Source organism: Xanthomonas sp. BRIP62409 (assembly GCF_003992965.1).
Classification (GTDB): domain Bacteria; phylum Pseudomonadota; class Gammaproteobacteria; order Xanthomonadales; family Xanthomonadaceae; genus Xanthomonas; species Xanthomonas euroxanthea.
Genome location: NZ_QEZJ01000019.1, coordinates 35,970 through 59,937, shown reverse-complemented (window position 1 = coordinate 59,937; position 23,968 = coordinate 35,970). Strand labels below are relative to the sequence as shown.

General features: G+C 66.6%; 20 protein-coding genes. 16 read left to right on the top strand and 4 right to left on the bottom strand.

Annotated elements, in window-relative coordinates; translation table 11 throughout:
- Positions 1-20: 20 nt before the first annotated feature.
- A complete protein-coding gene (locus EO170_RS08500) occupies positions 21-1,580 on the top strand; it encodes an alginate export family protein (RefSeq protein WP_053045252.1) in 1,560 nt (519 codons plus the stop codon).
- A gap of 128 nt (positions 1,581-1,708) precedes the next feature.
- On the opposite strand, the gene EO170_RS08495 is transcribed toward EO170_RS08500, so the two are convergent.
- Positions 1,709-3,067, bottom strand: a complete 1,359-nt coding sequence (locus tag EO170_RS08495; RefSeq protein WP_104583464.1) for a hypothetical protein — start codon at positions 3,065-3,067, stop codon at positions 1,709-1,711.
- Between the two features lie 153 nt (positions 3,068-3,220).
- Between EO170_RS08495 and EO170_RS08490 the strand changes: the two genes are divergently transcribed.
- The 3 genes from EO170_RS08490 (at position 3,221) to EO170_RS08480 (ending at position 5,498) form a co-directional block, all read left to right on the top strand.
- On the top strand, positions 3,221-3,895 hold the full coding sequence (locus EO170_RS08490) for a DUF502 domain-containing protein (RefSeq protein WP_053046264.1): 675 nt from the start codon (positions 3,221-3,223) through the stop codon (positions 3,893-3,895).
- Between the two features lie 4 nt (positions 3,896-3,899).
- The gene (locus EO170_RS08485) at positions 3,900-4,676 is read left to right on the top strand and encodes a queuosine precursor transporter (RefSeq protein WP_104583407.1); all 777 of its coding nucleotides are present in this window, start codon (positions 3,900-3,902) and stop codon (positions 4,674-4,676) included.
- 219 nt (positions 4,677-4,895) lie between these two features.
- Positions 4,896-5,498, top strand: coding sequence for a LysE family translocator (locus EO170_RS08480; RefSeq protein WP_164740974.1), 603 nt, complete (start codon positions 4,896-4,898; stop codon positions 5,496-5,498).
- Here the strand turns inward: EO170_RS08480 and EO170_RS08475 are convergent.
- The gene (locus tag EO170_RS08475) at positions 5,462-6,334 is read right to left on the bottom strand and encodes an AraC family transcriptional regulator (protein WP_164740973.1); all 873 of its coding nucleotides are present in this window, start codon (positions 6,332-6,334) and stop codon (positions 5,462-5,464) included. The genes EO170_RS08480 and EO170_RS08475 overlap by 37 nt on opposite strands.
- Before the next feature lie 151 nt (positions 6,335-6,485).
- On the opposite strand from EO170_RS08475, the gene EO170_RS08470 reads away from it, so the two are divergent.
- A complete protein-coding gene (locus EO170_RS08470; RefSeq protein ID WP_126944076.1) occupies positions 6,486-8,426 on the top strand; it encodes a DUF885 family protein in 1,941 nt (646 codons plus the stop codon).
- Between the two features lie 187 nt (positions 8,427-8,613).
- Here the strand turns inward: EO170_RS08470 and mmuM are convergent, their stop codons facing one another.
- Together mmuM and mmuP are read right to left on the bottom strand one after the other, a co-directional pair.
- Positions 8,614-9,576, bottom strand: a complete 963-nt coding sequence (gene mmuM / locus EO170_RS08465; RefSeq protein ID WP_119132362.1) for a homocysteine S-methyltransferase — start codon at positions 9,574-9,576, stop codon at positions 8,614-8,616.
- Positions 9,573-10,970, bottom strand: coding sequence for an S-methylmethionine permease (gene mmuP / locus EO170_RS08460; protein WP_126942245.1), 1,398 nt, complete (start codon positions 10,968-10,970; stop codon positions 9,573-9,575). The genes mmuM and mmuP overlap by 4 nt, the downstream gene beginning before the upstream one ends.
- Positions 10,971-11,349: 379 nt before the next feature.
- Here mmuP and EO170_RS08455 point away from each other — a divergent pair, with 379 nt between their 5' ends.
- The 11 genes from EO170_RS08455 to EO170_RS08405 all read left to right on the top strand — a co-directional run bounded on the left by EO170_RS08455 (position 11,350) and on the right by EO170_RS08405 (position 23,751).
- Positions 11,350-11,739, top strand: a complete 390-nt coding sequence (locus EO170_RS08455) for a VOC family protein (RefSeq protein WP_104583413.1) — start codon at positions 11,350-11,352, stop codon at positions 11,737-11,739.
- Between the two features lie 143 nt (positions 11,740-11,882).
- Positions 11,883-12,776 (top strand): ABC transporter ATP-binding protein, encoded by an 894-nt coding sequence (locus tag EO170_RS08450; protein ID WP_126942241.1) that lies wholly within the window; start codon positions 11,883-11,885, stop codon positions 12,774-12,776.
- Positions 12,777-12,788: 12 nt separating this feature from the next.
- The gene (locus EO170_RS08445; RefSeq protein WP_126942238.1) at positions 12,789-16,379 is read left to right on the top strand and encodes a M1 family aminopeptidase; all 3,591 of its coding nucleotides are present in this window, start codon (positions 12,789-12,791) and stop codon (positions 16,377-16,379) included.
- Positions 16,380-16,641: 262 nt separating this feature from the next.
- A complete protein-coding gene (locus tag EO170_RS08440; RefSeq protein ID WP_104583415.1) occupies positions 16,642-17,091 on the top strand; it encodes a DUF2147 domain-containing protein in 450 nt (149 codons plus the stop codon).
- A 256-nt stretch (positions 17,092-17,347) separates the two neighbouring features.
- On the top strand, positions 17,348-19,432 hold the full coding sequence (metG, locus tag EO170_RS08435) for a methionine--tRNA ligase (RefSeq protein WP_126942235.1): 2,085 nt from the start codon (positions 17,348-17,350) through the stop codon (positions 19,430-19,432).
- A 203-nt stretch (positions 19,433-19,635) separates the two neighbouring features.
- Positions 19,636-20,226, top strand: coding sequence for an HAD family hydrolase (locus EO170_RS08430; RefSeq protein ID WP_126944071.1), 591 nt, complete (start codon positions 19,636-19,638; stop codon positions 20,224-20,226).
- 1 nt (position 20,227) lies between these two features.
- On the top strand, positions 20,228-20,659 hold the full coding sequence (gene rnfB, locus EO170_RS08425; RefSeq protein WP_104583418.1) for an Rnf electron transport complex subunit RnfB: 432 nt from the start codon (positions 20,228-20,230) through the stop codon (positions 20,657-20,659).
- 385 nt (positions 20,660-21,044) lie between these two features.
- On the top strand, positions 21,045-21,833 hold the full coding sequence (locus EO170_RS08420; protein WP_126944068.1) for a hypothetical protein: 789 nt from the start codon (positions 21,045-21,047) through the stop codon (positions 21,831-21,833).
- Positions 21,834-21,918: 85 nt separating this feature from the next.
- A complete protein-coding gene (locus EO170_RS08415; RefSeq protein ID WP_104648322.1) occupies positions 21,919-22,290 on the top strand; it encodes a DUF4345 family protein in 372 nt (123 codons plus the stop codon).
- Between the two features lie 58 nt (positions 22,291-22,348).
- Positions 22,349-22,912 (top strand): sigma-70 family RNA polymerase sigma factor, encoded by a 564-nt coding sequence (locus EO170_RS08410; RefSeq protein ID WP_104583421.1) that lies wholly within the window; start codon positions 22,349-22,351, stop codon positions 22,910-22,912.
- A complete protein-coding gene (locus EO170_RS08405; RefSeq protein ID WP_164739068.1) occupies positions 22,909-23,751 on the top strand; it encodes an anti-sigma factor in 843 nt (280 codons plus the stop codon). Before EO170_RS08410 ends, EO170_RS08405 begins: the two co-directional genes overlap by 4 nt.
- Positions 23,752-23,968: the final 217 nt, after the last annotated feature.

Here is a 23,968-nt window from a genome sequence, read left to right as displayed (position 1 = left end):
TTTTTCGATAGGGCGACACGATGCGACTAGCACGCTTGGCACAGCCGGCCATGGCTGAAACTTCCTTTGGCGCCACCCGGTGCCTGTGCTTGGCGATCGGGTTGTCACTGCCGGCACTGGGGTTTGCGCAGGCGCAGACCGCGCCGGTCAATGCCGAGCAGACCCAGCCGGAACCGGCGAAGGCCGCGCCCGCCGCTCCTGCGGCGCCCGCGCCCGCCAAGGGGTATCCGCTCGAAGCGCAGGGCTGGGGAGCCAAGCAGGGCGGCAACATGTGGCAGGTGCGTTGGGCCGAGGACTGGTCGTATCTGAAGGATCCCTCCAAGCGCAAGAGCCCGTTCGATCCGCTCAAGTACATTCCGTTCAATGAATCGGGCGATGTGTATGTCTCGCTCAGCAACGAACTGCGCGTGCGCAGCAACACCATCACCAATCCCGGTCTGATTCCCGGCAGCCACTCGCAGCAGCAGTATCTGTTACGCGCGTTCTTCGGTGCCGACTTCCATATTGGCGAGCACTTCCGTCTGTATACGGAACTGGCGCACGGCAGCCTGGATGGACGCAACGAGGGGGCCAAGACCGGTACGCAGGAAAACAACGCGATCCTGCAGCAGGTGTTCTTCGATGTGAAAGGACGCGTCAACGATGCCGACCTCGGCCTGCGCGTGGGCCGCCAGGTGTTTGTCGATGGCCCCACCACGCTGATGGCATTGCGCGACAACACCGACATCTTCGTGACCTTCAACGGTGTGCGCGCCTGGGCGATCGGCGAAAAGACCCGCGTGGACCTGTTCGATTTCAACTTCAACCTGGATGGCACCGAGGGACTGGGCGACGATCGCATCGACCGCTCGCGGCACTTCCGCGGCGTGGTCGGCGGCTGGCGCATGCCGACCGCCAAGCCGATGTATCTGGAGCCGTTCTTCTATCAGTTCCGCAACGACAACCAGGTCTGGGGCCGGCAGACCGCTGAAGAAAACCGCAACTACTACGGGCTGCGCCTGTGGGGCAATGTGGGCAAGCTGCGCACCGACTCGTTCGTGACCGTGCAGCGCGGCAGCTACGGCGGGCGCGACCTGCGTGCCTACATGGCCAGCACCTCCAATGCGTGGACGCTGAGCGACAACGGCTGGAAGCCGCGCCTGGGCTTCCATAGCGAAATCGCCTCCGGCGGCGGCGGCACCTCCGGCACCGGCACGCTGCGCAACAACAACTTCCTGTACGGCAATACGATCTACTTCAGCTGGGCGACGTTCTTCGGCCCGGTCAACCTGGTCACCGCCGCGCCCACGTTCACCTTCTCGCCCACGTCCAAGCTCACCGTGAACCTGGAATGGGAAACCCTGTGGCGCCAGACCACCAGCGATGCGATCTACAACAACCAGGCACGCGCCTACGCACGCACGCAGAACACCGGCGAGCGCCGCATCGGCACCATGCCGCGCATCAACGCCACCTGGAACATCGACCCGAACTGGTCGGTGACCTTCCGCGCCGAACACCTGATGGCGGGGCCCGCGCTGGAAAAAGCCGGCTACGGCGATTCGACCTTCGTCATGGGCTGGCTGAATTTCCGGTTCTAAACAGGGGCATCACACTGATGTAGCGACTGACAACGCCGTCCGGGATCCGTTCCTGGGTGGCGTTGTCCGTTATGCAATCAGCGACGCGTGCTTGCCTGCCCTGGTGTCGCCTTCTGCAGCCGCAAATGTCACGGCTTGCCCTGCATCGCTGCTGCCTGTGCCACCTTGCTTGCCGCCAATGGCACCTGCAGGTTGGCGTGATCGCTGCGCGCGTAACGCGGCAGTTCTAGCGTCTTTCCATCTTCGCCAGCGGTGATGTCGCGCCCTGGTCGGATCAGCGTGGCGGGCAGTTGATCCAGGCGCTGCGCCAGCGTCTGTTGCTCGGCGGGATGCGCACGTAGCCACAGCACTGCCGAGGTCAGCCGCGTTGTCGCGGCCAGATCCTGCAACTGCCATTGATACTGCGCGCTATCCATATGCTCCACGTCGGCGAACAGGCAGCCGATTGCGTTGGCGATACAGGCGAAGGTCACTGTTGGCGCGGCGGGTATGGCACTGGTCGGCACCTTGCGGTCCTGCTCCACCTGCGTGCGCACGTCGGTGTGGCAGGCCCAGGTGTAATACGGCGCGGTCAGTGCACGGGTTCGTTCAACGTCCAGCAGCGGCGGCACCAAACTGTCGTACCAGCGCCGCTGGTCGCCGCCGGCTTCGACGACCGCGCGGTAATTGGCACTGACCAAGCGTGCTTCGCCGCGTAGGCCTCCACACAGGCTGGTCTCATCCATCGTCAACGGCGCAAATGCCGCTTGGCAACGCGCAGGTAACGGCTGGGTCGACGGCAGTTCGCTCAGCATGTCGGTGAACAGCTCGGCGTTACCGCGCAACATGGCTGCCCCGATCATCGTCGCGATCAGTGTGTCCTGACCGCGCAACAGCACGCGCGCCACCTGTGCGTCCGCACACACGCCAGACAACGCAGCCTGCTGGTGGCCCTGGACGAAGTCCAGCGCGTGCTGGGTCATCGGCACACTCAACCCCTGCAACTCCGGCAGCGGTGTGTCGGCACGGGTCGGAAACAGATTGCGGTAATAGTCACGCGATGACAGCGTGGCGGCGCGCTGCAACAGCGGTGCCTGTGACATCAGCGCATCGGCATAGGCTTGGGGCTGAGCGCGCACCTTGTCCAGGCAGTCTGGAGTGGACCAGTTGCACTTGGGCGGTGCGGCGGCTGGCCACGGCGGCGTGCGCGGATAGCGCGCTGCGTCGCTGACAAAACCGGCCGCAGTCCTGGCGTTCGCAAACCGCTGCAGATCGCGTTCCATCACGACGTCCTGTTCGGTAGCCGGGACGACATACGGCAGCAACCAGAGTGCAGCAAATAGATTCGAGCCTGCCGGCGGTGCGGCTGGTGGTTGATCGATCTGCGCCAACGCCTGGCGCTGCGCGTCAGGAATCGGCCAGCGCGCGGAGATCGCGTACAGGGCCACCAGCAGGGCGATCAGGATGCATAGCCCCAGCAGGGCCGACTTGAGAAATTTGGCGAGCATGCGCGGGCACCGTCCGTGGATGAGCTGCGCCATCTTAGAGCGGCCCGGACAGAGCTGCGAGTGGCATACGCCGATGCGCACTTGCCGTCTCCCCGGCGAACAAGGCGCGCCGCGCGCCTGCACCGGGCACGGCCGAATGCCTACAATGCGCGCATGTCCGAATCCCCCACTCCGCATTCCCGCCCTTCCCTGCAACGGGTCTTCCTGACCGGCTTGCTCACCCTGCTGCCGGTCTGGTTGACCTGGGTGGTGGTGAAGTTCGTGTTCTCGCTGTTGTCGGGCATCAGCAGCCCGTGGGTGGTGCCGCTGTCCGAACGCATCGCCGCCTCGTTCCCCGATTATCTGGGCTGGATCAAGGCGCTGTGGGTGCAGAACACCATCGCGCTGATCGCCACCGTGGGCGTGATCCTGTTCGTCGGCATCCTGAGCCGGCGCGTGATCGGCCAGCGCCTGCTGCGCTGGTTCGAGGCGATCATGCGGCGCATCCCGCTGGCCAGCGTGGTCTACGACAGCGCGCGCAAATTGCTCGACATCCTGCAGACCCAGCCCGGCAGCACCCAGCGCGTGGTGCTGATCGACTTCCCGCATCGCGACATGAAGTCGATCGGCCTGGTCACGCGGGTGATCAAGGAACAGGGCACCGGCCGCGAGCTGGCGGCGGTGTATGTGCCGACCACGCCCAACCCGACCTCCGGCTATCTGGAGATCGTGCCGGTGGAGCTGCTCACGCCCACCGACTGGAGCGTGGATCAGGCCATGAGCTTCATCATCTCCGGCGGCGCAGTGGCGCCCGACTCGGTTCCCTTCACCCGCACGGCGGATCGCTGACGCAATGACACGGCCGCGTACCCTCGACGATCGTGCGGTCCGCCTGTTCATTGCGCTGGCCGCGTTCTTTTGCGTCAACGCGGCATTGGCCGAGTTCATCGGCGTCAAGATCTTCGCGCTGGAAGACACGCTCGGCATCGCGCCGTTGAACTGGAACCTGTTCGGCCAGACCGGCTCGCTCAGCTTCACCGCCGGCACCTTGCTGTGGCCGGTGGTGTTCATCATGACCGACACCATCAACGAGTTCTTCGGCAGCCGCGGGGTGCGTTTCATCTCGTGGGTGGCGGTGGTGCTGATCGGCTACGGCTTCGTGTTCGCGTTTGCCGCGATCGCATTGGCGCCGGCAGCCTGGTGGGTCACTGCGGCGCAGGGCCAGGGCGTGCCCGACTACCAGGCGGCCTTTGCGGCGGTGTTCGGCCAGGGCCTGTGGACGATCGGCGGCTCGCTGGTGGCGTTCCTGTTCGGCCAGTTGATCGACGTGTCGGTATTCCATCGCATCCGCCGCGCCACCGGCGAAAAGCACGTGTGGCTGCGTGCCACCGGCTCCACGGCGGTGTCGCAACTGGTGGACAGCTTCGTGGTGATCTACATCGCCTTCGTGCTCGGACCGCAGCACTGGTCCATCGACCAGTTCCTGGCGGTGAGCACGCTCAACTACGTCTACAAGATGGGCTTTGCGATCGCATTGATCCCGCTGCTGTATCTGGCGCGCCGCGCCATCGGCGCTTACCTGGGCGCCGAGCGCGCCGAGCAGCTGCGCGAAGAAGCCGCCTCCGGCTGACAACGCGGAAGCCTGCCGGCCGCATCGCTGCAGGACAACCACCGGCGCCCGGGCGGCGGCATCGAACCGGCCCCTTGGTCTTGCGCGCAGCCCGCTTGCCGCCCGTTCGCTGCGCTTGCCGATCATGCGACGGCCGCAGCGGCCGCCCATCGAAATTTTGTTCAATCCGCGGCTGCGGTCGCCAGCCATGCTGGTGCGCCCCGCTACGGATTCCGCGCCATGGACCATCTTGTCGCAATGGCCAGCTTTGCGCTGGTGTGCTCGATTTCGCCCGGGCCGGTCAACCTGGTCGCGCTGAGCACCGGCGCCAGTGCCGGCGCGCGTGCCGGGCATGGCCACGTGATCGGCGCCACCGTCGGCTTCGTCGCGCTGCTGCTGTTGGTGGGCCTGGGACTGCAGCAGGTGTTGCTGCGCTGGCCGCTGCTCGGCCGTGCCTTGCATCTGGCAGGGGTGGGGTTCCTGCTCTACATGGCCTGGCGCCTGCTGCGCGACGATGGCGTCATCGAGACTGCCAGGCCGCGCACGGCCGCCTCGTTCTGGACCGGTGCGGCGATGCAATGGCTCAACCCCAAGGCCTGGTTGGCGGCGACCTCCGGCGTTGCGCTGTATGCAACGACAGGCACCACGCAACTGGCGGGCTTTGCGGCGGTGTATGCGCTGGTCTGCTACCCCTCGCTGGCGTGCTGGTTATTGGCAGGCGCAGCGCTGCGCCGGCATGTGCAAGTGCCCAAACAGCTACGGCGCTTGAACCGGGTGTTGGCTGCGCTGCTTGTACTGAGCGCGGTCTATCTGCTGATGGAATTAGGGACCGCATTGCGATAACGCCCCGGTGTCACCGCCCAGGCGCGTTTGAAGCTGCGCTGCAGGTGCGCCTGATCGGCGTAGCCATGCGCATAGGCGACTTCGGCGATCTCTCCACCACGCCGCAAGGCCTCGCGTGCACGCTGGAAACGGCAATCCAGCAGATACGCATGCGGGGTCATCCCGTGGGCCTGGCGAAAGCCGCGAATCAGCCGCGGCGCCGGCATCCCGGCCAGCGTGCACAGTTCGCGCAGCGATACCGCACGCGCGTGATGGGTCTGCAGATACTCGGCCACCTGTCGCATTGGCCCGGTATCGACCGCAAGCGCGCGACTGATCGGCTCCACATGCAGATGCAGCCGCGCCACGAACGCGATCAATGCACTCTCGCGTGCAAGCGCGTCGGCATTGCCATCGGTCAATACCGCATGCATGCGGTCGAAGGCGGCATAGGCTGCCGGGGTCTGGCACAGCGGCGCCGCCAGCAAGTGCACATCGGCGTTGGTGGCCAGGCCGAGTGCGCGCTGTTGTTCGCGCAGCCACGCCACGTCCAGATACAGCATGCGGAACGACCAGTCCTGCTGCTGATCCGGATTGCAGGCATGCACCTCGCCCGGGTTGATCAGGGTCAGCGACCGCGCGCCCACCTGCGCCCTCACGCGTCCATTGCGATAGCGCGCAAGCCCGCGGTCGACCGCGCCCACCGACCATTGCTCGTGCGTATGCGCGGCATAACACAGGCTGCGGCTGTTGATCACCTGGCGCAGTTCGACAAAGGGCAACGCCGGATCGCGCCAGAAACCCTGCCCACCCTGCACGGGCACCTGGGTCCCGCATGTCGATTCATCGCTTGGCATGAGCGCAAGCCTATCGCACTGCAGCATGCCTGCGCGCCGCAGGCATGCGCAGCGGGCTTCATGAATTCCAGGCGCGCCCCGTGCGCCCGATGGGTGGCCGGAACGTTGCGGATCGGGCAAGCTCCCCGCTCGCTTGTTCCCGGAGCCGGTAATGCCCCTCAGCTTTTCCCGCCTGCTGTCCCTGGCCCTGGCCGCCGTGCTGAGCCTGTCAGTGGCAGCGCCCGCCGATGCGGCCAAGAAGAAGACCGCCAAGGCACAGACCACGCAAACGCGCGCGAAGGCGAGCAAGGGCAAGAAGACCGCCAAGCCGGCAGCCAAGGCCTCGAAGACCGCCAAGGGTGGCAAGGCCGCCAGGCCCAGGCCGCGTGCGGTGGCCGCCCCGGTGGTGCTGACCAAGGCGCAGCAACTCAACCTGCTCTACGACCAGTACTGGGATGCCTCGCTCAAGCTCAACCCGCTGCAGGCCACCTTCCAGGGCGAGACCCGCTACAACGACCAGTTGCCCAATTTCCTGTCGCCGGCGTTCCGGCAGCAGTCGCACGACTTCACCGTGCTGTGGCTGGGCAAGGCCGAGGCGCTGGGGCCGGACGGCCTGAGCGGGCAGGATCTGCTCAGCTACCAGATCTTCGTGCGCGATGCGCGCAGCGCACTGGCGGCCGAGCAGTTCCCCAGCTGGATGCTGCCGATCAACCAGTTCTACAACATCGCCAGCATCGCGGTGGTGCTGGGCTCGGGCACCGGCGCGCAGCCGTTCAAGACCGTCAAGGACTACGACAACTGGTCGCGGCGTGCGGTGGGCATCCCGGACCTGTTCGACCAGGCCATCACCAACATGCGGGCCGGCATGCAGGCCGGCGTGGTGCAGCCGAAGGTCCTGATGCAGAAGGTACTGCCGCAGCTGGATGCGATCATCGCGCGCAATGCCGAAGACAGCCTGTTCTGGGGCCCGGTGCGCAACCTGCCGGCAGACATGCCCGAGGCCGACAAGCAGCGCATCACCGCCGAATACAAGCGCCTGATCGAAGTGCGGATCATGCCGGCGTACCGGGCGCTACGCGGCTTCATCGCCACCGAGTACCTGCCCGCCTGCCGTGACACCGACGGCCTGACCGCGCTGCGCAATGGCGCGGCCTGGTACGCCTACGACGTGCGCCAGAGCACCACCTCCGACCTGACCCCGGAGCAGATCCACCAGATCGGGCTGGACGAGGTGGCGCGGCTGCAGGGCGAGATCGCCGCGCTGGCCAAGCAGGTCCGGTTCCGCGGCAACCTGCCCAAGTTCTACAAGTTCATGCAGACCGACAAGCGCTTCGCGTTCCGCAACGAGACCGAATTGCTGGGCTATTACCGTGGCCTGCAGGGACGCGTGCAAGCGGCGGTGCCGCGCCTGTTCAATGTCCAGGGCATGCCGGCGCTGGAAGTGCGCGTGGTGGAACCGCAGCGTGCGCAGTCGGCCGCCAGCGGCTCGTACATGCGCCCCAGCGGCGACGGCAGCACGCCGGGGGTGTTCTACGTCAACACCTCCGACCTGGACGCGCGCAGGACCTGGGAAACCGAAAGCCTGTATCTGCACGAGGCCATCCCCGGCCACCACTTCCAGCTCGGGCTGCAGCAGCAGCTGACCGACCTGCCCAAGTTCCGCCGCCTGGGTGGCGAGACCGCCTACATCGAGGGCTGGGGGCTGTACGCCGAATCACTGGGCCGCGAACTGGGCCTGTATCAGGACCCGTACAACTACTACGGCTATCTGCAGAACGCGTTGTGGCGCTCGATCCGCCTGGTCACCGATACCGGCCTGCACAGCAAGGGCTGGACCCGCACGCAGGCGATCGACTACATGCTCAACAACTCGGCCATGACCCGCACCGATGCCGAGGCCGAGGTGGACCGCTACATGGCCATTCCCGGCCAGGCGCTGGCGTACAAGGTCGGCGAGATGAAGATCGCGCAGTTGCGCGAACAGGCGCAACGCGAACTGGGTCCGCGCTTCGATGTGCGCGCCTTCCACACCGAGGTGCTCAAGGACGGCTCGGTGCCGCTGGATATCCTGCAGGAGAAGATCCAGCGCTGGATCGCCACGCAGAAGGGGTGAGGCGAGCTGGCGTGGCATCACGGTCGTCAAGCAACCGCAGGTAACGCGCTCCGGACCAGGCGCGTCACCTGTGGGCGTGGCCCGAAGCGCAGGCGACCTGACGCGTCTGCCAGTGGCACACACGCGGCTGACAGGCTCGTCCGAGGCGCTGCCCTGCGATCAACGCCGCTGCCCTACCGGCTGCGTTTCAACCCGCCACGCGTGCGGCCGCCAGCGCGGCGATGTCGCGCGGCGTGGTGCGGCAGCAGCCGCCGATCAACCGCGCACCTGCGGCCAGCCACTGCGCATGCTGATCGGCCAGGGTGCACGCCTGCGCGGCGCCGGCGTGCCAGCGCTTGTCGCTGGCGTCGTAGTGTTCGCCTGAATTTGGATACACCACCAGCGGCAGCGTGGTCAGCGCGGACAGGCTTTGCAGCGCGGCGGTGACATCTTCCAGCGCAATGCAGTTGATGCCCACCGCGATCACCTGCGCGCAGGCATCCAGCGCCGGCACGACCTGCGCCAGCGGCGTGCCATCGCTCAAATGCGCCGCATCACGCAAGGTGAACGAGAACCACGCAGGCAGCTGCGGGAATTCCTCCAGCAGCAGCCGCAGCGCGACGATCTCGCTGGCCGACGGCAGCGTCTCGCAGGCCAGCACATCCACGCCAGCCGCGGCCAGCGCGGCGATGCGCGGGCGATGGAAGTCCATCAGTTGCGCCAGCGGCAGTGCATAGTCGCCGCGATATTCCGAACCATCGGCCAGGTACGCACCATACGGCCCGACCGACCCGGCCACCCATAACGGCGCGTCCTGCGGTTGCGCCTGCAGATGATCGGCGCGCGCCTGTGCAGCCAGGGCCACGCTGCGTGCGATCAGCGCCTGCGACTGCGCCAGGTCCAGCCCGCGCGCGGCAAAGCCCAGCGGCGTGGCCTGGTAGCTGGCGGTGATGGCGCACTGCGCGCCGGCAGCGAAATAGTCGCGATGCACCTGGTAGATCAGCTCCGGCTGTTCCATCAGCACGCGCGCCGACCACAGCGCATCGTTGAGATCGCAGCCGCGTTGTTCCAGTTCGGTGGCAAGTGCACCGTCGAGCAGCACGTAGCCGTCGTGCTGCAGCGCCTGGCTGAAAGGCGCCCCGGCGCGCGGCTGGCGGGGAAGAATCGTCATGGGTGTGGCCTCCTGCTGGCAAGCCATTGGGTGAGTGCATGGGCGCCGTAGCACAGCGCCACGAACGGGATGCCGCACCACAGCGCAATGCGCTGCTGCGGATCGAATGCCAGGCCGATGCAGGCCAGCAGGCAGAGCGCAAACCCCAGCAGCGGCGTCCACGGATACCACGGCGCGCGGTAGGCCAGGCTCTCCGGCGCGATGCCGTCGCGCAGCAACTGGCGTCGAAAGACGTAGTGCGAGGCGCAGATGCTCAGCCACACCACCACCACCGCAAAACCGGACACCGCCGAAATCGCCACGAACACGGTATCGGCCGCATAGACGCCGGTGAGCAGCGCCAACAGGCCGCCCAACATGCTCAGTATCAAGGCCGGCAACGGGATGCCGCGACGGGTCAGGCCTGCGAGCCGCGCCGGCAGCGTGCCCTCGTTGGCCAGCGACCACAACATGCGCGCGGCCGCATACAGGCCGGAATTGGCCGCCGACAGGATCGCGGTGAGGATCACCGCATTCAACACATCGGCCGCATACGGGATGCCCAGCAACTCGAACGCGCGCACGAACGGGCTGGTGTCCACGGCCGCCTGCTCGGCCGGCAGCAACGCGGCAAGCACCAGCACGGTGCCGACGAACAACACCACCAGCCGTACCAGCGTGGTGCGGATCGCCAGCGGAATCGCACGCGCCGGCTCCGCGGTTTCGCCCGCGGCCACGCCGATCAACTCGGTGCCGGAAAAGGCAAAGTTCACTGCCACCATCGTCATCAGGATCGGCAGCGTGCCTTGCGCAAACCAGCCGTCGGCGCGCAGGTGGCGCAATCCCGGCGCCGGCGACCCATCGGCCAACGGCAGCACGCCGATCACCGCCGCGCCACCGAGCACGATGAACAGCACGATCGTGATCACCTTGATCAGCGAGAACCAGAATTCGCCTTCGGCAAACCAGCGCGCCGAGACCGTGTTCAGGGCGAAGATCAGCGCGCAGAACAACAGACACCAAGGCCATGCCGGGGTGTGCGGGAACCAGTACTGCATGCAGAACGCCGCCGCGGTCAGGCTCGAGCCCAATGCCACCGTCCAGGTCAGCCAGTACAGCCACGCCACCACGTACCCGGTGGCCGGGCCGAGATACCGCGCGGCATATACATGAAAGGCGCCGGTCTGCGGCATCGCCACCGCCAGCTCGCCCAGGCATTGCATCACCAGGTACACCACCAGCGCGCCGATCAGATACGCGATCACCGTGCCCAACGCACCGGTGCTGGCGATGATGTAGCCGGTATTGAAGAACAGCCCGGTGCCGATGACCCCGCCCAGCGAGAGCATCACCAGATGGCGCACCTGCATGCTGCGCTGGAATTGCGGTGCGGCGGTGGACGACGGGTCGGGCATCGGCGTGTCTGATCGGTGGCAGCGCATCCTGCCATGCGCGCGCAGGCGAGCACAGCCATGCAGTGGCCAGGCGTGACGCACAACCAGGTATTGCGGGATGCCATGCGGCATGTCGCGCCCACGATCGGCCCACGTACGCTTCGCGCTCGGCCCGGCCGGCACGACACGCCCTGGCGCTACCGGGGGTATCCTCGCGACTGCTCATCCGGACTGTTGCCATGCCATACCATCTGCACACACGCACGGCGGCGCAGACGCAGCGCTGGAGCGCATCCCGGCTACCGGCACGTCTGGCAGCCCGGATCGCTGTCGCCGCGCCTCGCGCATCCGTGCCGGCCCCGCAGCAGCGCCCGTGTCCGCAACGCGTGCGAGGCGCCGCATGAAGCTGGCCGGCATCCACCACGTGGCGATCATCGCCGGCGACTACGCGGTCTCCAAGCGGTTCTACTGCGACATCCTGGGCCTGCGGGTGCTCGATGAGCATTACCGGCAGGCGCGCGATTCCTGGAAGCTGGACCTGGCGCTGCCCGATGGCGGACAGATCGAGCTGTTTTCGTTTCCCGACGCACCGCTGCGCCCCAGCCGCCCGGAAGCCCGCGGCCTGCGCCATCTCGCCTTCCGCGTCGAGGATCTGGACGCGGCCGTGGCGCATCTCGCTGCGCACGAGGTGAGCACCGAGGACATCCGCATCGACGAATACACCGGCCGCCGCTTCACCTTCTTCGCCGACCCGGATGACTTGCCGCTGGAGCTGTACGAGGTCGGTTGAGCGCAGCGGACAGCAGGGTTCGGTCACATCCGCCGCACGGGCACGTCGAACAGGCGTAGTCGATCGTCGCTGTGACTTCCGGCGGATGCGGCGATACCGCAACGTCGTGAAGATCCAACCACCCCAGGACACAGGAACCGTCCATGCTGCAGATCCGCGCGCTGTCCAAGACCTACGCCAATGGCGTGCATGCGCTGCAAGGCGTCACGCTCGACATCCCTCGCGGCATGTTCGGACTGCTGGGGCCAAACGGCGCCGGCAAGTCGTCGCTGATGCGCACGCTGGCCACGCTGCAGGAGCCCGATTCGGGCAGCGTCAGCCTGACCGGCGCCGATGGCAGCAGCATCGACGTGCTCACCGACAAGGACGCGTTGCGGCGCCGGCTGGGCTACCTGCCACAGGATTTCGGCGTGTACCCGAAGGTGAGCGCGCTGGACATGCTCGATCACTTCGCCGTGCTCAAGGGGCTCACCGATCGCGGCCAACGCAAGGAGGTGGTCGAGCGGCTGTTGCAGCAGGTCAATCTGTGGGATGCGCGCAAGCGCAAGCTCGGCACCTATTCCGGCGGCATGCGCCAGCGCTTCGGCATCGCGCAGGCGCTGCTGGGCAACCCGCAACTGGTCATCGTCGACGAGCCCACCGCCGGGCTGGATCCGGAAGAGCGCAATCGCTTTCTCAATCTGCTGGCCGAAATCGGCGAAAACGTCGTGGTGATCCTGTCCACCCACATCGTCGAAGATGTCACCGACCTGTGCCCGACGATGGCCATCATGAACAGGGGCCAGGTGCTGCTGACCGGGCGGCCTGCCGATGCGATCGCCATGCTGCAGCAGCAGGTCTGGCGCAAACAGGTCAGCAAGCAGGCATTGCCCGATTACGAGGCACGCTTCACCGTGCTGTCCACGCGCCTGATTGCCGGCCACCCGGTGATCCACGTGTTCAGTACCGATTGCCCGGAGCCGGGTTTCGAACAGGTCGCTCCCGATCTGGAGGACGTCTATTTCCAACGCCTGCGCACGCAAGCGCTGGCCGCCTGACGGAGCGCTGCGATGATCCTGGCGTTCCTGCGCTTCGAGCTGCGCGAACAACTGCGCTCGCCCCTGCTGTGGCTGCTGGCTGCGTTGTATGCGCTGCTTGCGTTTGCCGCGCTGTCCAGCGACGCGGTGCAGATCGGCGGTGGCATCGGCAACGTGCTGCGCAATGCGCCTACGGTGATCGCCACACTGCTCGGACTTTTCAGCCTGCTCGGCCTACTGGTGACCACCCTGTTCGTCAGCAATGCCTTGCTGCGCGACTTCGACCTGGGCACCGCCGAGCTGGTGTTTTCCACGCCGGTAAGGCGACGCGACTATCTGCTCGGCCGCATCGGCGCGGCGCTGATTGCCGGCATGCTGATGTATGTGGTGATCGCGCTGGGCATGTTCGCCGCCCAGTTCATGCCGTGGATCGATCAGGCCCGGCTCGGGCCGGTCGCCGTACTGCCCTATCTGTGGTCGCTGCTGGTGCTGGTGCTGCCCAACCTGCTGTTCACCACCGCGCTGCTGTCGGTGCTGGCGGTGACCACGCGCAGCATCCTGTGGGTCTATATCGGTGTGATCGTGTTCTTCGTGCTGTACGGCGTGAGCCGTGCGCTGATGGCCGACCTGGACAATGTATGGATCGCCACGCTGTCCGACCCGCTCGGCATTCGCGCGTTGTCGCAGACGCTGCGCTACTGGTCGGTGGAGCAGCGCAATCACCAGCTGCCGCCGCTGACCGGTTACCTGCTCGCCAATCGCGCGCTGTGGCTGGGCATGAGCGGTATGTTGTTTGCCGCCACGTTCGCGCTGTTCCGTACCGAGCGCAGCGGGACGCGGCGGCGCCGTGGTGCGGCGTCGGTTGCGCCTGCTGATGCACCTCCCGCCAGCGCGCGCGTCACCACGACACGCCTGACGGTCACGCCCAGCTTCGGCGCGGCCACCGCATGGCGGCAACTGCTGCGCCAGATCCGTTTCGATACGCTCGGCGTGCTGCGCAGCGCGCCGTTCGTGGTGCTGCTGATGCTGGGCCTGGCCAATTTCATTCCGACCGCACTGTTCACTGCGCGCCTTTACGGTACCGCCGTGCTGCCGGTCACCTCCTTGATGCTGCAGGCGCTGCAGAACAGCTACAGCTTTCTGCTGATCATCGTGGTGCTGTTCTATGCCGGCGAACTGGTGTGGAAAGAACGCAGCAACCGTATCGACGGCATCACCGATGCCATGCCGGTGCCGGACTGGGTTCCCCTGCTGGGCAAGTTCGTCGCCTTGCTGGCGGTGATCGCCAGCTTCCAGCTCGCCGGTGCGGTGACCGCGATCGCGCTGCAGCTGGGCCACGGCTACACCAGCATCGAGCCGCTGCTGTATCTCAAGACGCTGGCGCTGGGCTCGGTACTGTATGTGCTGATGGGCGGCATGGCGCTGGCGCTGCAGGTGCTGAGCAACAACAAGTTCGTCGGCTATGCGTTGCTGATGCTGGTGCTGATCGGGCAATCGGCGCTGTCGATGCTCGACTACACCCAGAACCTCTACACCTTCGGCGGCTGGCCCAATGCGCCGTATTCGGACATGAACGGCTACGGGCACTTCCTGCCCGGCCAGTTGTGGTTCCAGGGCTATTGGGGCGTGTTCCTGCTGGCCCTGCTGTTGCTGTCTTCGGCGTTCTGGCCACGTGGCGTGGGCCATGGCCTGCGCCAGCGTGTGCGGCAGGCGCTGCAGCGCCTGCGCAGCCCGACCGGTGCGGCCCTGGCGGTCAGCCTGCTCGGCTTCGTGGCGGTCGGCGGCTGGCTGTACTGGAACACCAACGTCTACAACAGCTTCCTGTCGCCGGAACAGCGGCTGGACCTGCAGGCGCGCTACGAGCGCGATTACCGCAAATACAAGGATCTGCCGCAGCCGCGCATCATCGCCGTCGACAACCATGTCGACCTGCATCCGGAAACCCAGTCGGTGGTCATCGATGCCACCTGGACGGTGCGCAACACCCACCCCACGCCGATCAGCGAGGTGCACATCGGCATGCAGGGCCGCACGGGGGACCGCAGCCTGGTAAAGGTGGACCTGGGCGGGCAAACGCTGACCCTGCACGACGTGCCGGCCGGCTACCGCATCTATCGACTACAGCGGCCGCTGCAACCCGGCGAAGAGCGCGTATTCCGTTTCCACGTGGACCAGCATCCACATGGCCTCACCGCCGAGCAGGCACAGACCGAACTGGTCGCCAATGGCAGCTTTTTCAACAACACCTTGCTGCCTTGGTTCGGCTACAACACCCGGACCGAGATCAGCGACCGCAACGACCGCCGCAAGCGCGGCCTGGGCGAACCCACGCGTATGCCCAAGCTCGAGGACCAGGCCGCGCGCGCCAACACCTACGTCAGCGACGATGCCGACTGGCTCGACTTTGCCAGCACCGTCTGCACCGCGCCGGATCAGATCGCCCTGGCACCGGGCTATCTGCAGCAGGAATTCCAACGCGATGGCAGGCGCTGCTTCCGCTACGTGATGGACCGGCCGATGCTCAATTTCTACGCCTACCTGTCGGCACGTTGGCAAGTGCGCAAGGCGCGTTACAAGAACATCCCGATCGAGGTCTATTACGACTCCAAGCACCCGTACAACGTGCAGCGCATGATCGAAAGCGTGCAGAAGTCGCTGACCTATTACGAAGCCAACTTCAGCCCGTATCAGCATCGTCAGGTGCGCATCATCGAGTTCCCCGGCTACGCGCGCTTTGCGCAGTCATTCGCCAATACCATCCCCTATTCCGAGTCGATCGGCTTCATCGCCGACCTGCGCGACAAAGACGACATCGACTACGTGTTCTATGTCACCGCGCACGAAGTGGCGCACCAGTGGTGGGCGCATCAGGTGATCGGGGCGAACGTGCAGGGCGCCACCTTGCTGTCCGAATCGCTGGCGCAGTATTCGGCGTTGATGGTGATGGAGCGCGAGTACGGACGCGCCCATATGCGCCGCTTCCTCCGCTACGAACTGGATCGCTATCTGGAAGGCCGTGGTGGCGAAACCATCGAGGAGTTGCCGCTGTATCGCGTGGAAGACCAGCAATACATCCACTACCGCAAGGGCTCGCTGGCGTTCTACCGGCTGCGCGAGGAGCTCGGCGAGCAGGCGCTCAATCGTGCATTGCAGCGCTTCCTGGCGGCCAAGGCATTCCAGCAGCCGCCCTACACCACCTCGGCCGAGTTGCTGCAGGCCATTCGGGCCCAGGCACGCCCGGACCAGCAAGAACTGATCACCGACCTGTTCGAGAAGATCACCTTCTACGACAACCGCGTGGTCAGCGCGCAGGCGCGCAAGCGCCCCGATGGCCGTTTCGAGGTGACCGTGCAAACGCAGGCGGCCAAGTTGCAGGCCGACGGCACGGGCAAGGAGCAGGCGGTGCCGCTGGACGACTGGATCGAGGTGGCGATCTACGGTGCTCCGGCCGGCAAGAACGCACAGGCGCCGGTACTGGCCTTGCAACGGCAGCATGTCACCAGCGCCGCGCCCAGTTTCAGCATGACCGTCGACCGCCTGCCGATCGAGGCCGGCTTCGATCCGGACAACAAGCTGATCGATCGCGTGCCGGCGGACAACCGCAAGCAGGTGACGCTGCAATAGCGGGTGGTTGCTGCCGTGGCTGCTGATCGGTGATCGGCGAGGGCATGCGGGACACACAGCCGGCAGCGCAAGCGAGCCGAACAGCGCCATGACCGCTGACATGAGACATACCCGGCCCCGTCAGCGGACCTGGACCGGCAACGGCACCGGGCGCGCGTGGCATGAACGCATTCCGCAGCGCGCCTTTCCCCCACCATACTCCACGGTATACATTCCGGTCAGGCCGCCGACGGCGGCCACAGCAATCCCTGGGAGGGGACACATGCGCAAGACCTTCAAGACCCTGATGCTGGCCCTGCCGCTGGCCGCCGCCTCGCTGCTGGCCCAGGCCGCCGATTCGCCGGTGGGCCGCTGGAAAACCATCGACGACGAAACCGGCAAGCCCAAGTCGGTGGTGCAGATCGAGCAGCTCGGCAACGGTACGCTGAGCGGCAAGGTGGTCGACATCCTGCAGTCCAACCATGGGCCCAACCCGACCTGCGACAAGTGCGATGGCAACCAGAAGGGCAAGCCGATCAAGGGCATGACCATCCTGTGGGGCCTCAAGCCCGACGGTACCGCGGTGTGGAGCGGCGGCTCGGTGCTCGACCCGGCCAAGGGCAAGACCTACAAGGCCAAGGTCACCCTGACCGACGGCGGCAAGAAGTTGCAGATGCGCGGCTATGTGGGCGTTGAGGCATTGGGCCGCACCCAGACCTGGATTCGTGAATAGCTGGGATTGGGGAATCGGGAGCCGGGATTCGCAAGAGCGGGCGCCCTGCGGGGCGCCTTTTTTGTGCGTCGGCGCATCGTTGAGGGCTTGTCGTATTGGGCGGGATCCTCGGCTGCTGCCGCCGCAGCGATGGCCAAGGCCGCGCGTCTGGACCGGCACGTGGCCTGGTCCTGCCTTGACGAATCCCCAATCTCCCAGCCCCAATCCCGGCTCTCGACTAATGCGATAATCGGCTGTCCCCCGCATTACGCCTGCCATGACCCGCACCGCACTCGTCACCACCGCCCTGCCCTATGCCAACGGGCCGCTGCATCTTGGCCATCTGGTCGGCTACATCCAGGCCGACATCTGGGTGCGCGCGCGCCGCCTGCGCGGCGACAAGACCTGGTTCGTCTGCGCCGACGACACCCATGGCACGCCGATCATGCTTGCCGCCGAAAAGTCCGGGGTCACCCCGGAGGCCTTCATCGCCAGCATCCAGGCCAGCCATGAGCGCGATTTCGCCGCGTTTGGGGTGACCTTCGATCATTACGATTCGACCAATTCGCCGGTCAATCGCGAACTCACCGAGGCCTTCTACACCAGGCTGGAGGCCGCCGGTCACATCAGCCGCCGCTCGGTGGCGCAGTTCTACGACCCGGCCAAGGGCATGTTCCTGCCGGATCGCTACATCAAGGGCATCTGCCCCAATTGCGGCAGCGCCGATCAATACGGCGACAACTGCGAGGTCTGCGGCGCCACCTACGCGCCGACCGAGCTGAAGGAGCCCAGGTCGGTGATCTCCGGTGCCACGCCGGAGTTGCGCGACTCGGAGCATTTCTTCTTCGAAGTGGGCCATTTCGACGGGTTCTTGCGTGAGTGGCTGGCCGGCGATGTGGCACTGCCCGGCGTCAAGGCCAAGCTCAAGGAATGGCTGGACACCGAAGGCGGCCTGCGCGCCTGGGACATCTCGCGCGATGCGCCGTATTTCGGCTTCCAGATTCCCGGCCAGCCGGGCAAGTATTTCTACGTGTGGCTGGACGCGCCGATCGGCTACCTGTGCAGCTTCAAGACCCTGTGCGCGCAGATGGGCGAGGATTTCGAGGCCCATCTGGTCGCCGGCACGCAGACCGAGCTGCATCACTTCATCGGCAAGGACATCGTCAACTTCCACGGCCTGTTCTGGCCGGCGGTGCTTCACGGCACCGGCCATCGCGCGCCGACCCGGCTGCACGTCAACGGCTACCTCACCGTGGACGGCGCCAAGATGTCCAAGTCGCGCGGCACCTTCGTGATGGCGAGGACCTTCCTGGACGTGGGCCTGGAACCGGAGGCGCTGCGCTACTACTTCGCGGCCAAGTCATCCGGCGGCGTGGACGATCTGGACCTGAACCTGGGCGATTTCATCGCGCGGGTGAATGCGGATCTGGTCGGCAAGTTCGTCAACCTGGCCAGCCGCTGCGCCGGCTTCATCGGCAAGCGCTTCGACGGCAAGCTGGCCGACGCCCTGCCCGACCCGGCGCAGTACGACCGCTTCGTCGCCGCACTGGCGCCGATCCGTGAGGCCTACGAGCGCAACGATGCGGCCAGCGCGATCCGCCAGACCATGGCGCTGGCCGACGAGGCCAACAAGTACATCGACGACACCAAGCCGTGGGTGATCGCCAAGCAGGACGGTGCCGATGCGCAGCTGCAATCGGTGTGCACGCAGGGCCTGAACCTGTTCCGGATCCTGGTGGCCGCACTCAAGCCGATCCTGCCGCGCACCTGTGCCGAGGCCGAAGCCTTCCTGTCGGCACCGATGACCAGCTGGGACGACGTCGCGCGCCCGCTGACCGCGCACGTGATCCAGCCCTACACCGCCCTGTTCACCCGTATCGACCCCAAACTGATCGACGCCATGACCGACGCTTCAAAAGACACCATGGCCGCACCTGCGGCACCCGCTGCGACCACCAAGCCCGCACCGGCCAAGGCCGAGACGAAACCGGCGGCCGTTGCGACTCCCCAGTCCCCAACCGCCGCTCCCAGCCTCATCGGCATCGACGATTTCGCCAAGCTCGACCTGCGCATCGGCAAGGTGCTGGTGTGCGAATTTGTGGAAGGCTCGGACAAGCTGCTGCGCTTCGAGCTGGATGCCGGCGAGCTGGGCAAGCGCCAGATCTTCTCGGGCATCCGCGCCAGCTATGGCGAACCGGAAACGCTGGTCGGCCGCAGCGTGGTGTTCATCGCCAACCTGGCTCCACGCAAGATGCGCTTCGGCATCAGCGAAGGCATGATCCTGTCGGCCGGCTTCGACGGCGGCACGCTGGCACTGCTGGACGCCGATGCTGGTGCGCAGCCGGGCATGCCTGTTCGGTGAAGCGGGAATGGGGAATCGGGAGTCGGGAATCGGGAGTCGGGAATCGTAGGAGCCAGAGCTGATTGTTGAGGGAGACCTGACACCAGTGCCTGGCCCGTCCCCTCATCCGCCCCTGCGGGGCACCTTCTCCCTGTGGGAGAAGGGAAAGCAGACGCCGCGCCGTTAACCAATCCCCACTCCCGACTGCCCAATCCCAGCCCCTCATGCACCTGGCCCTGTTCGACTTCGACCACACCATCACCACCTGCGACAGCTATGCGCGCTTCCTGCGCAAGGTGGCCACGCCCGCGCAGCTGGCGACGGCGAAGTGGCAGGTCGGCCCATGGGTGCTGGGGTATCGGTTGGGCATGGTGTCGGCTGCGGCGCTGCGCGCGCGGGTCACCCGCATCGTGTTCAGTGATCGCCTGCTGGACGAGGTGGCCGCGCACGGCGCCGATTTCGCGCGCACTGCATTGCCGGGCGTGCTGCGCGCCGAGGTGATGCAGCGCATCGACTGGCATCAGGCGCAGGGGCATGAAGTGGTACTGGTGTCGGCCTCGCTGGACCTGTACCTGCAGCCGTGGTGCGCGCAGCATGACCTGTCGTTGATCTGCAACAAGCTGGAACACCACGCCGGCGTGCTGAGCGGGCGCTATGCGGAAGGCGATTGCGGCCCGCGCAAGGCCGCGCAGATCCGCCTGCGCTATGACCTGTCGCAATACGAATGCGTGCATGCCTACGGCGACAGCCGTGAAGACAAGCCGATGCTGGCGCTGGCACAGCAGCGCTGGTATCGCGGCAAGCTGCTGCACTGACATGCACACCGCAACGCCCGCCGCATCGCCCGACCTGGTCGAACGCCTCGACCGCCTGCTGCCGCAGACCCAGTGCGGCCAGTGCGGTTACGACGGCTGTCGCCCGTATGCGCAAGCGATGGCAGACGGCAAAGCGGATGTCGATCACTGCCCGCCCGGCGGCGATGCGGGTGCGCGTGCGCTGGCGCATGTCCTGCAGGTGCCCGCGCGCCCTTACGACCGCACGCGCGGCCTGCAGACACCGGCGCAGGTGGCGTGGATCGTCGAAGCCGACTGCATCGGCTGCACCAAGTGCATCCAGGCCTGCCCGGTGGATGCGATCGTCGGCGGCGCCAAGCACATGCATACGGTGATCGCGCCGCTGTGCACCGGGTGCGCGCTCTGCCTGCCGGCCTGCCCGGTGGATTGCATCGTGTTGCGCGCCAGCGGCTAGACCGCTGGCCGGACGAGCGGCGCAGGTGCCAGGCGCGCCCCGCCCGGAATCGGCGGTGCCACCTGCACCGCGATGTCTGCACGCCATCCGTGCCTGCACGACGCGTGCGTGCTCGCGGCCGGCCCCCTGAGCCGGCAGACTTGTGTCCACGCCCCGGCTTCCGCACCCGGCTGCGCCCTCGCCCTCGCCCTGGCCGCTCGCGCGCGACCGGCGCGGCATGGGCAATCCCATGCACGCACCTGCGCTCTGGGCAGCGCCCAACGCCCCAAACCCGTGGCACTGGCCTCCAGGTACGACACCGTGTCAGGAACGTCCTGACGCATCCGGCGCATCCGCACTGCGGATGCGCTCGTATTGGTAGGCACTTCCATCGAGGAATCCGCCGATGCGTCCACTCGCCGCTGCCCTTGCCGCGCTCGCCAGCGTATGCCGACCGGTTCCGCCGTTGCTGCTGCTGGTCCTGGGCGGCTTGCCGCTGAGTGCGGCGGCAGTCACCCGTGTGGATGGCGATGCCTTCGATGACGACAGCGGCGCGCTGCGCTATCGCGAGTCGCACTGGTTGCTCGACGATGGCGGGCGCGTCGTGCTGTATCGCTGCGCCGACGGACGCCCGTTTGCGCGCAAGCAGGTCGATGGCGGCGGCAGCTCGCCCGACTTCAGCCTGATCGACGGCCGCGACGGCTATCGCCAGGGCGTGCGTCAGCGCGACGGCGTGCGCGAGATGTTCCAGCAGGAACCCGGCAAGGCCGAGCAACGCACGCCACTGCCGGCCGACGACGGCCCGCGCGTGATCGATGCCGGCTTCGATGCATACCTGCGCAGCCACTGGGAGGCGCTTGCCGGCACGCCGCAGCGCGTGGACTTCGTGCTGCCAAGCCTGCAACGCCAGCTGGCATTCCGTGTCGAGCGCATCGACGATACCGGCGGCCAGCGCCGTTTTCGCCTGAGCCTGGATGCGTGGTACGGCGCGGCAGTGCCCGCGCTCGAAGTGCGTTATTCGATCGCCGACAAACGTCTGCTGCAATTCCGCGGCGTGGGCAATCTGCGCGACGAGCGCGGCCGCTATCCGCATGTGCGCATCGTTTTTCCGGACACCGCTGCGCGTGCGGTCAGCGCCGATGAGCTGCGCCAGGCGCGCGAGCAGCCGCTGGCCAAGAGCTGCAGCGCCCCGTGAACCAGGTCCGCGCCATCTTCACGTTCGACCACGCGCGGTTGCGTACAACGGCCCGGTCACCTCTTCCCCATACAGGACCATCGCCATGGCCAAGGCCTACCTCTGGATCAACGCAGTGCTCTACGTCGTGCTGGCGATCTGGTGCACGCTCTCGCCGGCCAAGACCGCCAATGCCGTGGGCTACACCCAGCTCTCGCCGGCCGGGCAATCGGAATACCTGGTCATCTATGGCGGCCTGCAGCTGGGCATGGCGTTCCTGTTCGGCTACTTCGCGTGGATCGATCAACCGCGCACCGGCCTGCTGGTCGCACTCGCGTTCTACGTGCCGATCGTGCTGTTCCGCAGCGTCTCGCTGGCGCGCCTGTGGCCGGTCTCCGCGCCCACGGTGGCATTGGCCGGCGTCGAGATCCTGTTGCTGCTCGCTGCCGTCCTGCTGTGGTTTCAGCAGCGCAAGTGAAGGACAGCGTCCGCCCAGTCCGGTAGCATCGCCCCCACCTCAAAAAACGCCCGACCGCATGAGTGCCATCCCTGGCCACGACGACGATGAAACCGGACGACTGCTGACCGCGACCGCGGGTGGCGACCGGCATGCCTTCGAAGCGCTGTACCGGCAGACCTCGCCCAAACTGTTCGGGGTGTGCCTGCGCATGATCCCGCACCGTGCCGAAGCCGAAGAGGTGCTGCAGGACGTGTTCACGCTGATCTGGCACAAGGCCGGGCAGTTCGATCCCACCCGTGCACGCGGGCTCACCTGGCTGGCGATGATTGCGCGCAACAAGGCCATCGACCATCTGCGCGCCAATGCCCCGCAACGCCGCAACGTGGCGCTGGACGATGCCGGCGAATTGCGCGCCAGCGATGCCTCGCCGCTGGAGCGCACCGAGCGCGCCAGCACGCGCCGACGCATCGACCACTGCCTGGCGGAGCTGGAACCGCCGCGCAGCGAATTGATCCGCACCGCGTTCTTCGACGGCATCACCTACGAAGAACTCGCCGCGCGCACCGACACCCCGATCGGCACGGTCAAGAGCTGGATCCGCCGCGGTCTGGCCAAACTCAAGGCATGTCTGGAACGATGAGCACGCCCTTTCCCATCGACCAGGAACCGCCGCGCGACGTGCTTGCCGGCGAATACGTGCTGGGCCTGTTGAGCGCCGACGAGCGCCTGGCTGCCGAACAACGCGTCGCCACCGACGGCCAGTTTGCGCAGGCGGTGACGCAGTGGCAGGAACATCTGGCGCCGTTGCTGGACGAGATCGCCGCCGTGACGCCGCCCGGCCAGGTCTGGGCACGCATCCGCCAGACCCTCGGCTTCGATACGCCACTGCACGCAGTGCCCCCCGCGCCGTCGACGGCGCCGCCGGCAGGCGCGCCAACGACAGCGGTGTGGAACAGTGTGCGGTTCTGGCGCTGGGCAAGCGCCGGCGGCCTGGCCACCGCGGCCGTGTGCCTGCTGGCATTGTTGAACCTGCGCACGCCACCGGCACCGGTATCGCCGCCGCAGGGCACCGGGCCAGTGGTACAGACACCGGTCACGCCGCCGGCGGCCACCACCGCGCCGGCGACCGGCATTGCGATGACCTCCACGCTGGCCACCGAAGACGGCCGCCCCGGCTATGTCGCATTGATGGATGCCGACAAGCACACCATCACGGTGACGCCGCTGGATCGCACCGCCACCGCCGACAAGGTACCCGAGCTGTGGCTGATCACGCCGGACGGCAAGGCGCATTCGATGGGCACCTTCGACGACCAGCGTGCACGCCGCGCGCAGATTCCCGACCAGCTGATGCCCATGCTCAGCAACGAGGCCATCCTGGCAGTGACGCTGGAGCCGCCGGGCGGTGCACCGGGCGGCGTCGCCACCGGTACCGTGGTGGCCAAGGGCGGCATCAGCACGCTGGCAATGGCGCCCTGATCCGGCGCGCCTGACGCCGCCTGCGACCACGTTGCAGGCGGCGTCAGGCGCGCAACAGCCTCATCTGCGTCACCCCTGGCTGGCGAGGTTCAATGTGTGCGCAATTGCGCGATTCGTTCGCACCGGCACGCCAAGCGCGCGCACGCATGCGACGATCGAACGCGCTGGTGCATCTGTTTACCGGCAGCGTCCGTAAAGGGTCACCACTACACACGGA